Origin of the sequence: Treponema primitia ZAS-2 (assembly GCF_000214375.1) — a bacterium.
Lineage (GTDB): Bacteria > Spirochaetota > Spirochaetia > Treponematales > Breznakiellaceae > Termitinema > Termitinema primitia.
Genome location: NC_015578.1, coordinates 2,072,040 through 2,085,634 on the forward strand (window position 1 = coordinate 2,072,040; position 13,595 = coordinate 2,085,634).

The following is a 13,595-nucleotide window of genomic DNA, read 5'->3' on the forward strand; positions in this document are numbered from 1 at the left end:
ATTTACCACCCGGTGGATTTTCCTTTGTGCCCATGATAGAATGGGCACAAAGAGGAGGGAAAATTGAAAGAACAGGCACTTTTAGGGGATGAAGCGGCTGCCCTTGGGGCTATACACGCCGGGCTTTCCGCGGCCTACGGGTATCCCGGCACCCCCTCTACTGAAATAATGGAATACCTTATCGAAAATGCCCAGGGCAGCGCCCTTGCACCGGGCGCCTTTCTCGCCTCCTGGTGTGTGAATGAAAAGACCGCCCTGGAGGCGGCCCTGGGGGTCTCCTTTGCGGGAAAACGGGCCATGGTGACCATGAAACATGTGGGGCTCAATGTGGCATCGGACCCCTTCATGAATGGCGCCCTCCTGGGCATCAAGGGAGGCCTGGTAATCGCCGTGGCAGACGACCCGGGAATGCACAGTTCCCAGAACGAGCAGGATTCCCGGTTCTACGCCAGTTTCGCTATGGTCCCTTGCCTGGAACCCCGGAACCAACAGGAAGCATACACCATGACCAGGGAAGCCTTTGATCTTTCTGAGAAATTCCAGGTTCCGGTATTGCTGCGCATGACCACCCGGCTTTCCCATGCCAGGGCCCAAATTAAAACTGAGCCGGAGCGGGCCCGGAATCCCCTTTCCAAGGCCGGGGATAAAACCCAGTGGATGCTCCTCCCTGCCTATGCCCGGCGGAACTATATCTCCTTGATCGAAAAGCAGCGGGGGCTTCTGGAATGGTCCGTTGTTCACCCCTCCAACAAACTGGAACTGGAGGGCCGGGACTTAAGTCTGGCTGTGATCACTTCCGGCCTGGGGGGCAACTACTACGAAGAAAACCTGGAGGATCTGGTTAAATCCCGTGGGGGGAAAACCCCTGCCCGGCTCCACATCGGCGCATATCCCCTGCCGGAGGCTTCCATACTCAGGCTCTGCGAAAAGGCCGACAGGGTTATTGTTATTGAGGAAGGCCAGCCGGTGATCGAAGAACGGCTCCGTGGTATACTCACCCACAGTATTACTGTTAATGGAAAACTTGACGGGACCGTAAGCCGTACCGGGGAACTGGACCCGGACGTGGTGCGCCTGGGCCTGGCCCTGCCCCCCCGACCGGGGGTACTGAACAGCGGTACTGTAAGTCTGCCTAAGCTGCCGGGCCGGCCGCCCCAGCTCTGTACCGGCTGCCCCCACGGGGACAGTTACGAAACCATCAAGAAGGTTATTCAGGAACTTGATCCCGCCGAAGGGCATCCCAATACGGCGATCAACTCCGACATAGGCTGCTATGCCCTGGGGGCTACCCCACCCTACTCGGTGCCCGAATCCATCGTCTGCATGGGCGCTTCTGTGGGTATGGCCCGGGGCGCAGCTGAGGCGGGGATCAAATACGCCATCGGCGTCATCGGGGACTCCACCTTCCTCCATTCGGGGATCCCTCCCCTGATCGACGCGATTATTGCGGACACCCCTATGACCCTTATCATCCTGGACAATTCTATCGTGGCTATGACCGGCTGCCAGCAAACCATGATTGGCTCAGACAAATTCACCCCCCTTATACTGGGCCTGGGGATCAAGAGCGAACATCTGGTTGAGTTGGAAGCCAAGCGGCAGCTCTTGGAAGAAAACGCAGTAAAACTGAAAAAAGAAATCGAATACCCGGGTCTCTCGGTGGTGATCTTCAAGCGGGAATGTCTGGAAGCCTTCCGGAAACGGCGAAAGGCAGAAACCCAGGGAGGCTCAAAATGAAAAAAGATATCATCCTAGCCGGTGTTGGCGGACAGGGAGTACTCTCCATTGCCGCCATCATCGCCCAGGCTGCGGTAAGCGTTGGCCTTTTGGTGCGCCAGTCCGAGGTGCACGGCATGGCCCAGCGGGGGGGCGCGGTGCTGGCACACCTGCGGCTTTCGGACACCGGCATTGCCTCGGACCTGGTACCCCAGGGCGGGGCGGATCTGATCATTTCCATGGAACCTGTGGAGAGCCTCCGCTACACCGCATGGCTTGCCCCAGAGGGCGCCCTGGTGACCGCTGCGGAACCCTTCATCAATATCCCGGATTACCCTGACATCGCAGTAATACTGAAGACCATCGCAGACTTCCCGGTGAACAGGATCGTTGATGCGGCGGCCCTGGCCAAAGAAGCGGGCCTTACCAGAGCGGTAAACATGGTCATGGTCGGCGCCGCCTCCCCCTTTCTCCCCATTCGGTCGCCAAGCCTGGAAGCCACCATCGCCGCCATGTTCGCCTCAAAGGATCCGTCCGTAGCGGAGGCTAACAAAAAGGCTTTTAATCTGGGCCGCATTGCTGCTACAAAAGAAGGCGCTAAATGAGTAAATCAGGCTCCCCCATCAAACAGTTGCCTCAATTCCAATATTGGCACCAGAAAATCGAAACCATGCCCCGGGGCCACCTGGAGACCCTTCAGCTGGAACGGCTGCAGAACATGGTGGACCGCGCCATGTTAACCCCCTTTTACGCCCCTAAGCTCAAGGCCGTGGGAATAAACGGGTCCGAGGATATCAAAGGCCTGGATGACCTTAAACGTATCCCCTTTACTACGAAGAACGATCTCCGGGATGGCTTCCCCTACGGGTTCCTCAGCATACCCAAGGAAGATGTGGTGCGCCTCCACGCCTCAAGCGGCACCACCGGAACCCCCACCACCATCTACTATAGCAAAGATGACTTGAGTCGCTGGGCCAGCTATGTAGCCCGGTGCATCTACGGGACCGGCTGTAACCATGGGGACGTATTTCAGAACATGATCACCTACGGCCTCTTTACCGGCGGCCTGGGTTTCCATGCCGGGGCTGAAGAAGTGGGAATGATGGTGATCCCCTCGGGGAGCGGAAATACCACCCGGCAGTTCCGGCTCATGCAGGACTTCGGTACTACCGTGGTCCACGCCACTCCCAGTTTCCTCCTCCACGTGGAATCCATCATGCGTGCCGAAGGGGTCAGCCGGGACAGCATCAAACTCAAGCGGGCCTTTGCCGGGGCGGAACCCTATTCGGAAGACACCCGCCGCCGCATCGAAGAATTGCTCCATATCGACGTGTACAATTCCTATGGCCTTTCAGAGATGAACGGCCCCGGTGTCGCCTTTGAGTGCCAGTGCAAGGACGGCCTCCACATCTGGGAGGACGGCTACATCCCGGAGATCGTCAATCCTGATACCCTGGAACCAGTTCCGGACGGCGAAATCGGGGAGCTTGTCATCACCATCCTCTGCCGGGAAGCCACACCAATACTGCGCTACCGCACCCGGGATCTGACAGGCTTCTACACCGAGCCCTGCGCCTGCGGCAGAACCCATCGCCGTCTCCGCCGCATCACCGGCCGATCCGACGATATGCTGATCATCAACGGGGTAAATGTTTTCCCCAGCCAGATTGAGGAAGTGATCATGGCCATGAAAGAAGTGGGAAACAACTACCTTATCGAGATCGAGAAGGATGGGGTACTGGACAAACTCACGGTCAAAACCGAGGTAGGCCCGGATATCTTCATGGACGATTCTCGGCCCCTGAACTCCCTGCGGGAGCGGATACGCAAGACCCTCCAGGCATCGATCACCATCAACCCCCGGGTGGAACTCCACGAATCAGGCAGCCTCCCAGTGTCCGAAGGCAAGGCCAAGCGGGTCTACGATAAGCGGCCTAAGGATGTTTAAAAGATAAACTACAGGAATGAAGATTTACCACAGGGAGCGCAGAGAAAGAACACTGGTCCAGTCTGATTTTCTGTGCCTTTCTTTCTCTGTGTATCTCTGCGTAATTCCTCTGTGAGCTCTGCGGTAAATATTCCGTATGCTCTCTATGGCAGATCTTCCCATACTTCTCTGTAATTCCAATAGTAACAAGAAACAAACCTTTTACTTTTTTTTATTTTTTTCAGATTTTCTATTGACATATTCTTACTAATCCTATATTTTTAATCAATTCTTATTAAAAATAAGTGTTTTATAGGAATTTACAAATTTTTATATACTATAAAGAAGGACAAAATGAAAAAGAACCAACTGTTTCTGCTCCTGCTGGCCGGTATTTTCGCCGCTACGCTTATCCTGGGAGGATGCGCAAAAAAGGAGGCCCTGGCAGCCGGAGAGCAGACTATTGACAAGATCCGGCTGGGAGTCATGGCTGGGGCCACCCTGGTAGCAGATGTCGGGGTTGCCGATGGAATCTTCAAAAAACACGGCCTGGATGTGGAGATAACCACCTTTGCGGCGGGGATCAACACCATTGACGCCATTACCATAGGTCAGCTTGATATCGGCCTTGCGGCGGATTTCGCCATTCTTAACCGTATCGGAGGTACCCCTAACAGCCCCTTACGGATATTCACCGGGAACGCCAGCATACTCAACAATTCCCAGCTTTTTTCACAGGACCCATCGGTAAAAACCCCGGCGGATCTGGCGGGTAAATCGGTATTGGTTCACCTGGGCACCGTGGGAGAATACTATTGGGCCCAGACTTGGACCGGTGTGGGGGTTCCTGAGTCACGGATCAAATACCTACCCGTGGACAGTCCCCTGGAAGCGGTGGCCGTACTCCAGACAGGAGCCGCCCAGGGCTATTATGCCAACGGAAAAACTGCGGAGGAAGTCAAAAAAATCGAGGGGATCCATGTGGTCGGGGAGTTGCACGACTATGTGCCTTCCACGGTGGGCATTCTTATCGCCAGCGAACAATTCCTGAGGGAACATCAGCGGGCGGTAGAAAAATACCTTAAGGCGCTGGATGAACTCTACGGTATTGTTGCAAAAGATCCCCAGCGGGCGGCGGAAATTTCCTATAAAACCAGTGGAGTCCCTGTGGAAATCGGGCTTCAAACACTTAAAACGCAAACTCTGGCAGTAGATGTCAACCAGGATACTTTTGACGCTTTGAAAGCCATGTACCAATGGCTTGAAGGGAAGGGATTGATCAAGTATCCCTACGATCTTTACAAGACCGTCGATACCACAGCCCTCAAGGCGGCATTCCCCGACAGAGCGGTGTACAAATAGCAAAAATCCGTCCCGGCTATTGTCTGGGGCGGTAAAAAATGGAGGTATTTTATGAGTGACCTGAAAGAAGCGCTGTACGATGAGCTCAAGCTCAAATTGGCCCTGGGGCTTGAGGGGGTTCGCTATGATGAGGGAGCCTTTGACAAGCTGATCCAGCAAAACGCCGCCCTGAAAAAGCGGGAGATTTGTACCTGGGACAAGGACCTGATTACCAAAAGAAGCTATGTCCTTCCTTATGCGGTAGTTCTGCCCCTGGGAATTCAAGCGGCAGTGGTAGCGGACAGACATTCTCCCTATAAAATCTCGGAGAAGGACGGGGTATTCAGTCTCTCCTACTTTGGGGAATGGATAGCAAATCTGGACTTTCCCAAACCTCCGGCTTTCTATTCAAAGCTTACCAGTGATGGCACGCCCATGCGGGAAGTCGCTAACGATTCTTCCGGCGGCAGCCAGGATAAAAGTATTGTAATCGGTTATAGCACCGAGTGTGCCCTCAAGGACAAAGGAAATTTTTGCCTTTTTTGCACCCAGGGGCAATCAAAGGGGCTCGATAAAAACGCGGAGATTCCGCCCTTCCGCAATCCGCTTCAGATCGCCGAAACCGTGGAAGCGGCTTACAGCGAAGGTTTCAGCCACCTGACCATCACCGGAGGTTTTATCCCTGAGCGGCGGGAAGTGGAATACTACCTGGACGTTGCGGAAGCCGTCAAGGACAGATTGGGGGTGGATGACTTTAACGGTACCGCCTGTATTGGCGCCCCCCAGGACATTTACGTTATTGATAAGTACAAAGAAGCAGGGTTCAGTACCATTGCTTTCAATATTGAAGTATGGAATGAACAGTACTTTAATATCGTATGCCCAGGTAAGGTGGAGATGTGCGGTACCTTTGATCATTGGGTCAAAACCATAGAATACGCCATATCCGTATTTGGAAAGGGGAAGGTCCGCAGTAATTTTGTTGTGGGTCTTCAGCCCAAGGATGTTCTCTTTCAGGGATTCGATTATCTTGCCTCCATCGGAGTGGTCACTGTCGCTTCCAGCTGGGTTCCCGTCATCGGTTCCCCCCTGGAAGGGTTCCGTTCTCCCACGGTGGATTGGCACTGGGATGCCCAGCTCCAGCACGTAAGACTTCTGCAAAAGTACGGGCGTACATACGAGGAATTATTTAACGCCTCCCCGTCCAGAACCCTGACCGCAGAGATATACCAAATTGAAAGTGAGGAACTGCCCGCATTCAGGCAGCAGAAAATCGCCATATAGAATTACAGGTACTGTAAAGACTGAACAAAAAAGGAAAGATAAAATGAAACAAAAACGGGTATTATCGTTCTTGGCTGTCAGCTTTTTTGTTATCCCACTTATTCTGGGGGGATGTTCAAAAAAAGAAACTCAGACTGCCGGAGGCCAGACTCTTGATAAAATACGTATCGGGGCTTCAGCCGGAGCTACTCTGGTGACAGATGTCGGGTTAGCCGATGAAATCTTCAAAAAGCACGGTCTGGATGCAGAAATTACCGCCTTTGCTGCAGGGATCAACACCATTGATGCTATTTCCATAGGCCAGCTTGACATCGGTATTGCAGCAGATTTCGCTATCTTTAACCGTATCGGAGGCGCCCAAAACAGCCCCCTACGAATATTTACCGGAAACGGCGACCTATTCAATAATTCTCAGCTTTTTTCGCCGGATCCTTCGGTAAAAACCCCGGCTGATTTAGCAGGTAAATCGGTGATAACCCACTTGGGGACCGTAGTAGAATACTATTATGCGCAGACCTTTGCCGCAGTAGGAGTCCCCGAATCAGAGGTCAAATACTTACCCGTGGAAAGTCCTCTGGAAGCACTAGCAGTACTCCAGGCAGGAAATGCTCAGGGCTATTATGCCAATGGCAGGACTGCAGAATCAGTCAAGAAGATTGAGGGAATCCATGTGGTTGGAGAGCTGAAGAACTATGTGCCTTCCACAGTACTCGTCTTTGTCTCCAGTGAACAGTTCCTCAAGGAACATCAGCGGGTAGTAGAAAAATTTCTTGGGGCTGTAGAGGAAATTTACGATGTTATTGAAAAAGACCGCCAGAGAGCGGCGGAAATTACCTTTAAAGCCAGTGGCGCCCCCGTAGATCTTACCCTTCTAAATCTTCAGCTTCAAACCAGGAGATTAGACGTTAGCCAAAGTACTTTTGATGCTTTAAAAAGTATGTACCAATGGCTCGAAGGAAAAGGACTCATCAAGTATCCATTTGATATTTATAAATTTGTCGATACTACGGCTCTAAAGACGGTTTTCCCCGACAGGGGTAATTATAAATAGTGGCACTGTAAAAAAATATGGAGGTATATTGTGAGTGATTTGAAAGAAGCTTTGTACGACGAGTTAAAACTGAAATTTGCCCTGAGCCTTGAGGGGGTTCGCTATGATGAGGGGACCTTTGACAAGCTAATCGGGCAAAATGCTTATCTCAAAAAAAGGGAAATTTGTACTTGGGATAAGGACCTTGTTACTAAAAAGAGTTATGTACTTCCTTACGCTGTTACCCTGCCATTGGGATTTCAGGTCGGAGTTGTGACAGATAAACATTCTCCCTATAAAATTTCCGAAAAGGATGGGGTATTCAGCCTTTCCTACTTTGAAGAATGGATAGCAAATCTGAACTTCCCCAAGGCTCCGGCCTACTATTCAAAATTCACCAGCGATGGAACCCCCATGCGGGAAGTCGCGGGGGATACTTCCGGGGGAAGTGAAGATAAGGCTATTGCCATAGCCTACAGCACCGAATGTGCCCTCAAAGAAAAGGGGAAATTTTGCCTTTTTTGTACCTTTGGACAATCAAAGGGTCTTGATAAAAATGAGGAAATTCCGCCCTTCCGTAACCCGCTCCAGATTGCGGAAACTGTGGAAGCTGCTTACAGCGAAGGCTTCCGTCACCTGACCGTTACCGGCGGCTTTATCCCTGAGCGGCGAGAAGTGGAATACTATCTGGATGTCGCAGAGGCCATCAAGGACAGGCTGGGAGTTGATGACTTTAACGGTACTGCTTGTATCGGCGCTCCTCAGGACATTCACGTTATTGACAAGTACAAAGAAGCGGGGTTCAGTACCATCGCATTTAATATCGAAGTATGGACCAAACAGTATTTCGATTTGGTGTGCCCGGGAAAAGTGGAAATGTGCGGCGATTTTGATCACTGGATCAAGACTATTGAGTATGCTATTTCCGTGTTTGGCAAGGGCAAGGTTCGCAGTTGTTTTGTGGTTGGCCTCCAACCAAAGGATGTTCTTTTTCAGGGACTTGAGTATTTAGCCTCCATTGGCGTAGTCACTGCAGCTTCCAGCTGGGTGCCCGCCATTGGCTCCCCCCTGGAAGGGTTCCGTTCCCCCACCGTGGACTGGCACTGGGATATCCAGCTCCAGCACACAAAACTTTTGCAGAAATACGGACGTACCTATGAAGAATTATTCAGCGCCAATGCAGCCAGATCCTTAACCGCCGAGATGTATCAAATAGAAAGTGAAGATCTACCCATATTCAGGCAGCAGAAGATTGCTATTTAGTAGTTTGCATTAATATGGTATTGACAAATAATTATTTTTCCTATATGTTTTATAGGATATAATTTTCAAAATGGAGGATATTATGAGTGAATTAAAACAGGCTTTGTATGATGAATTAAAGCTCAAGCTTGCCCTGGGGCTTGAGGGGGTACGTTACGATTCGGGGGTCTTCGACAAGTTGATCCAGCAAAACGCCGCCCTGAAAAAACGGGAAATTTGCGCCATTGACAAGGAACTTATCACCACAAAGAGTTACGCCCTTCCCTATGCCTTTACCCTTCCCCTGGGAAGCCAGGTGGCGGTGGTGGCGGACCGGAATTCACCTTATAAAATTTCTGAAAAAGATGGCGTTTTCAGTCTTTCCTATTTTGGGGAGTGGATTACCAATATCGGCTTCCCTACCCCGCCCGCTTATTATTCAAAACTTACCAAAGATGGAACCAGTATGCGGGAAGTCGGCCTGGATCTTTCCGGTGGCAGCAGGGACAGAGCTATTGCCATCAATTATAGCACCGAATGTGTGCTTAAAGAAAAAGGGAATGTTTGCCTCTTTTGCGTCCGGGGTAAACAAAACGGCCTTGAACAGCACGAGGAGATTCCACCATTCCGAAACCCCCTGCAGATAGCGGAAACTGTGGAAGCGGCATACCAGGAAGGGTTCAGCCATCTTACAATCACCGGGGGATTTATCCCTGAACGGCGGGAAGTGGAATACTATATTGATGTGGCGGAAACCATTAAGGACCGCTTGGGCGTAGATGACTTTAACGGTACTGCTTGTATAGGCGCACCACAGGACATTCATGTTATTGATAAATACAAAGAAGCGGGATTCCGTACCATTGCCTTCAACATTGAAGTTTGGAATCAGCAATACTTTGATATCGTATGCCCGGGAAAAGTGGAAATGTGCGGTAGTTTTGATCATTGGGTAAAGACCATTGAATATGCTATTTCTGTTTTCGGCAAGGGTAAAGTCCGCTGCAATTTTGTAGTAGGTCTGCAGCCTAAAGATGTGCTTTTTGAAGGGCTGGAATACTTTACTTCCATCGGTGTAGTAACCGTGGCATCTCCCTGGATTCCTGGCTTGGGCTCTCCCCTGGAAGGGTTCCGTTCTCCCACGGTGGATTGGCATTGGGATGTCCAAATTCAACATGCCCAACTTTTGCGGAAACACGGCCGTACTTATGAAGAAATTTTCGATGCCTGCCCTGCCAGAACCTTTGTGCATGATGTTTATCAAATTGAAAGTGAGGAACTGCCCGCATTCGGGCAGAGAAAAGCTGTATGAGTGACGAATCTATTATTAAAATCAAGGGATTATCAAAAAGTTACGATATTGTGGAGTCCGGGAAAAAACCGGCCAGGCCGGAAAAAAAGACAGAAGAAAAGGTTGACAGCAAAAAAGTTGAACCGGTTTTTGTACTGGACGATATCAACCTGGATATTAAAGAAGGAGAATTCCATGTCTTTCTGGGGTGGAGCGGATGCGGTAAATCTACCCTACTTAATATCATTGCGGGGTTCGTGGAAAAAACCTCAGGCCAGGTACTGGTGGACAATGAAGAGGTCACTAAACCGGGTTTTGAACGGGGGGTGGTATTTCAAAATGCCGATTCAGCGATCTTCTCCTGGATTCCGGTCTGGAAAAATGTGGAATACGGCCTAAAGATCCGCGGGGTCCCCTCGGAAGAGCGGAAAGAAACCGTCCGCCGCTGCATTTCCCTGGTCGGCCTGGAGGGTCACGAAAAAAAATTCCCCCATGAGCTTTCCGGTGGAATGAAACAACGGGTACAGATTGCCCGGAGCATGGCGAATAATCCAAAAATTCTTTTGATGGATGAACCCTTCGGCGCCCTGGATGCCCAGACCCGCCGGCTCATGCAAAACGAGTTGATAAAAATTTGGCAAAAAACCCGCAAGACCATTCTTTTTGTTACCCATGATATTCAGGAAGCGGTATACCTGGGACAAAAGATCAGCATCCTGTCCCGTTCCCCAAATGCCCGGATAATGAAAACCCTGGATGTAATCATTCCCTATAACCGAAATCTTTCCAGCCCCGATGCGGGCAGTTTGGTTCAGAGCATACAGGGTTTCTTTGACATTGAGTACGTCATCTAAGTAAGGAGAATGGACATGAAAAAAATAATAGATTTTTTAACGATCAAAGGTTTTGTCACCTGGGCTTTATTACTGGCCATTTGGCAGCTTGGGGCCATCCTGAATCCCCCTGAATTCCTGCCTGGCCCAATCCAAACAATTATCGGGGGAGCAGAAATAGTACGCAACGGTATGCTCGCCCAGTATGTGGGAATAAGCTTCATGAGAATCTTTACCGGGTGGTCCCTGGGCATCCTGGCGGCGGTTCCTATCGGCCTTTTAATCGGCCAGTTTGCCACCATCAGGCGGATATTTGAGCCCTTTATCAATTTTTTCCGATTTGTACCGGCCATCGGATTCCTGACCCTCTTTCTGATGTGGTTCGGTGTTGGAGAAGAATCAAAAGTTGCCATCATCATATATGCCACATCATTTCCCATCATCATCAATACTATTGCCGGAGTTATAGGTATCAATAATACTACCATCCAGGTAGCTCTATCTCAGGGAGCTTCCCCTGCACAGATATTTTTTACTGTTACCATTCCTGCGTCGATTCCCTATATATTTACAGGGGTCAGGCTCGGCTTAAGCGGCGCTATTATTTCCATCGTAGCCGCAGAAATGCTGGCAGCTCAAAAAGGTATAGGCTACATGATATACACTTCCAGACTGTATTTCAGGACTGACTGGATATTTGTAGGCATCCTTACCCTGGGCTTGACTGGTTACATTTCAGACCGGCTGCTGCGTCTTTTTGGCAGAACTGTTCTTAAACGCTTCGGTGTCACAGACAGAAAATAGATATAGGGTATATTAGTTTTATTAAAAGGAGTAAAATATGACAGAAAAAGTAAAGGTAACCCGGAGTAACCTTGTATTGACAGGTTTATTGGTCGCAGTACTGGTATTTACAGGATGCGCAAAAAAGAGACCCCAGGCAGCGGATAGTCCAAACGACAGCGCCAATACTATTGACAAAATCAGGCTAGGGATCATGGCTTCCGGTACCCTGGTACCCGATGTGGGGAATTATTACGGCATATTTGCAAAAAACAATCTTGAAGTGGAAACCGTAACCTTTGCGGCGGGAATTAACAGCATTGATGCCATTTCCATCGGCCAGCTTGACGTGGGTTTTGCGGCAGATTTCGCTATCCTTAACCGGATTGGGGGTACCCAAAACAGCCCCCTCAGAATTTTCACCGGATATTCAGTTAACCTGAACACCTACGAACTCTACTCCAAGGACCCGGCCATCAAAACACCGGCTGATCTGGCAGGAAAATCGGTAGTAACCCTATTGGGCACAGTTTATGAATACTATTACGCCAAAACCTGGGCTGCCCTGGGGATTCCAGAGTCCCAGATTAAGTACCTACCCGTGGATAGCGCCCTGGAAGCAGCTGCAATCATCCAGGCAGGTAGCGGTCAGGCTTTTTATGCCAATGGCCGGGCCGCAGAAGCCCTCTTGGCCATAGACGGGGTCCGATCCATAGGAAAACTCTCTGACTATGTAGAATCTACGGTAGCAATTTTTATTGCCAGCGATCGCTATCTCAATGAACATTCCCGGGCAATAGAAAAATTTCTAAAATCCGTAGACGAAATTTATTCAATTGTTCTTAAGGATCAGGAGACTGCCGCAGATATAGTGTATAAAGCCAGTTCGATACCGAGAGAGTTGACGCTGCTCAACTTTAAAACAATTGATTATAAAATCGAATTTGATCAGCAATTCTACGATGCCATGAACAATGTCCTTCAATGGGCTAATGAGAAGGGGGTCATCAAATATCCCTACGATCTGCATAATTATGTCAATGTAGATTCCCTTAAAAAGGTTTTCCCCGGACGGGGAAATTTTAAATAACAGGAGTAAAAAAATTAAAAACAGGATAAAAAAAACCCAGGGAGACTTGGTATTAGCCAGTTTATTAGTCGCAGCTTTGGTCCTTACAGGGTGCACAAAAAAGGAATCCCGGACCACGGATCAAAACGGCGCTGAAACCATCGATAAAATCCGGCTGGGGGTTCCTACGGATTTCTTAACCGAGTATGTTGCTTACATAGGTCTATCGGAGGGTATATTTGCCCGGAATAATCTGGAAGTTGAAATCACATCCTTTTCCGCAGGCATCAATACTATTGATGCCGTAACCATAGGGCAAATTGATATAGGATCCGGCGCCGACTTTGCGGTTCTTAACCGACTTGGGGGTTCCCAAAACAGTCCCCTTAGAATTTTTTCCGGGGTTTGTGAATTGCTTAATAATTCAGAACTTTATACCCGGGACCCTTCTATTAAATCCCCAGAGGATCTTGCAGGAAAATCAATGATAGTCATGCTGGGCACCGTTGGAGAATATTATAATTCAAAAACTTTTGCCTCCGTCGGAGTACCTCTGTCGAGTGTTAAATTCTTACCTATAGAAGGAAACATAGAAGGGGTGGCTTTGATCCAGAATGGGAATGCTCATGCTATGTATGCTAATGGCCGGGCCGCCGAATCTCTTAAGAAAATTGAGGGTATCCATACCATAGCAAACCTGAGCACCTATGTACCATCTACGGTATGTATTACCATTGCCTCAGAACAATTTCTTAAAGAACACCCACAGGCAATAGAAAAATTCATAAAGTCAACTAACGAGGTTTATGAACTTATACGAAGCAATCCTCAAAAAGCAGCAGAGATCGTCAACAAAGGTAATGGAGCGCCGATCGATCAAATTTTGGTTAATTTTGAAATTTATGTAGCTACTGTCGATTTTGATCAAAAATTCTATGATGCAATGGAAAGCCTTTACCAATGGATGGAATCATCCGGGATTATCAAATATCCCTATGATCTGCACAATTATGTCAATACCAATTCCCTTAAAAAGGTGTTCCCCGGACAGGGAAATTTTAAATAACAGGAGTATTATC

The 13,595-nt window shown here is 49.4% G+C and carries 12 protein-coding genes; all 12 read left to right on the forward strand.

Features of this window, described 5'->3' with window-relative positions; all coding sequences use genetic code 11:
* Positions 1-63: 63 nt before the first annotated feature.
* Positions 64-1,737 carry a thiamine pyrophosphate-dependent enzyme gene (locus TREPR_RS09185; protein ID WP_015708028.1) on the forward strand — a complete coding sequence of 558 codons (1,674 nt, stop codon included), beginning with the start codon at positions 64-66 and terminating at the stop codon, positions 1,735-1,737.
* Positions 1,734-2,321 (forward strand): indolepyruvate oxidoreductase subunit beta, encoded by a 588-nt coding sequence (locus TREPR_RS09190; RefSeq protein ID WP_015708029.1) that lies wholly within the window; start codon positions 1,734-1,736, stop codon positions 2,319-2,321. Before TREPR_RS09185 ends, TREPR_RS09190 begins: the two co-directional genes overlap by 4 nt.
* A complete protein-coding gene (locus tag TREPR_RS09195) occupies positions 2,318-3,664 on the forward strand; it encodes a phenylacetate--CoA ligase family protein (RefSeq protein ID WP_015708030.1) in 1,347 nt (448 codons plus the stop codon). The genes TREPR_RS09190 and TREPR_RS09195 overlap by 4 nt, the downstream gene beginning before the upstream one ends.
* 333 nt (positions 3,665-3,997) lie before the next feature.
* On the forward strand, positions 3,998-5,005 hold the full coding sequence (locus TREPR_RS09200; RefSeq protein ID WP_015708031.1) for an ABC transporter substrate-binding protein: 1,008 nt from the start codon (positions 3,998-4,000) through the stop codon (positions 5,003-5,005).
* 51 nt (positions 5,006-5,056) lie between these two features.
* A complete protein-coding gene (locus TREPR_RS09205) occupies positions 5,057-6,268 on the forward strand; it encodes a radical SAM protein (RefSeq protein ID WP_015708032.1) in 1,212 nt (403 codons plus the stop codon).
* Positions 6,225-7,319: an ABC transporter substrate-binding protein gene (locus TREPR_RS09210; RefSeq protein ID WP_245534829.1), complete on the forward strand. Its 1,095-nt coding sequence runs from the start codon at positions 6,225-6,227 to the stop codon at positions 7,317-7,319. Before TREPR_RS09205 ends, TREPR_RS09210 begins: the two co-directional genes overlap by 44 nt.
* Before the next feature lie 30 nt (positions 7,320-7,349).
* Complete coding sequence (locus tag TREPR_RS09215) at positions 7,350-8,561, forward strand: radical SAM protein (RefSeq protein ID WP_015708034.1); 1,212 nt, start codon at positions 7,350-7,352, stop codon at positions 8,559-8,561.
* An 82-nt stretch (positions 8,562-8,643) separates the two neighbouring features.
* Positions 8,644-9,852 carry a radical SAM protein gene (locus TREPR_RS09220; protein WP_041611108.1) on the forward strand — a complete coding sequence of 403 codons (1,209 nt, stop codon included), beginning with the start codon at positions 8,644-8,646 and terminating at the stop codon, positions 9,850-9,852.
* Positions 9,849-10,685 carry an ABC transporter ATP-binding protein gene (locus TREPR_RS09225; RefSeq protein WP_015708036.1) on the forward strand — a complete coding sequence of 279 codons (837 nt, stop codon included), beginning with the start codon at positions 9,849-9,851 and terminating at the stop codon, positions 10,683-10,685. The genes TREPR_RS09220 and TREPR_RS09225 overlap by 4 nt, the downstream gene beginning before the upstream one ends.
* Before the next feature lie 15 nt (positions 10,686-10,700).
* Complete coding sequence (locus tag TREPR_RS09230; RefSeq protein ID WP_015708037.1) at positions 10,701-11,468, forward strand: ABC transporter permease; 768 nt, start codon at positions 10,701-10,703, stop codon at positions 11,466-11,468.
* Between the two features lie 37 nt (positions 11,469-11,505).
* Positions 11,506-12,537, forward strand: coding sequence for an ABC transporter substrate-binding protein (locus TREPR_RS09235; protein ID WP_015708038.1), 1,032 nt, complete (start codon positions 11,506-11,508; stop codon positions 12,535-12,537).
* 76 nt (positions 12,538-12,613) lie between these two features.
* Positions 12,614-13,582, forward strand: a complete 969-nt coding sequence (locus TREPR_RS09240; protein ID WP_041611109.1) for an ABC transporter substrate-binding protein — start codon at positions 12,614-12,616, stop codon at positions 13,580-13,582.
* Positions 13,583-13,595: the final 13 nt, after the last annotated feature.

Coding starts and splice junctions, on each gene's coding strand:
- TREPR_RS09190 (WP_015708029.1), top strand. CDS start 1,734: ATGAAAAAAGATATCATCCTAGCCGGTGTTGGCGGACAGGGAGTACTC.
- TREPR_RS09195 (WP_015708030.1), top strand. CDS start 2,318: ATGAGTAAATCAGGCTCCCCCATCAAACAGTTGCCTCAATTCCAATAT.
- TREPR_RS09200 (WP_015708031.1), top strand. CDS start 3,998: ATGAAAAAGAACCAACTGTTTCTGCTCCTGCTGGCCGGTATTTTCGCC.
- TREPR_RS09205 (WP_015708032.1), top strand. CDS start 5,057: ATGAGTGACCTGAAAGAAGCGCTGTACGATGAGCTCAAGCTCAAATTG.
- TREPR_RS09220 (WP_041611108.1), top strand. CDS start 8,644: ATGAGTGAATTAAAACAGGCTTTGTATGATGAATTAAAGCTCAAGCTT.
- TREPR_RS09225 (WP_015708036.1), top strand. CDS start 9,849: ATGAGTGACGAATCTATTATTAAAATCAAGGGATTATCAAAAAGTTAC.
- TREPR_RS09230 (WP_015708037.1), top strand. CDS start 10,701: ATGAAAAAAATAATAGATTTTTTAACGATCAAAGGTTTTGTCACCTGG.
- TREPR_RS09235 (WP_015708038.1), top strand. CDS start 11,506: ATGACAGAAAAAGTAAAGGTAACCCGGAGTAACCTTGTATTGACAGGT.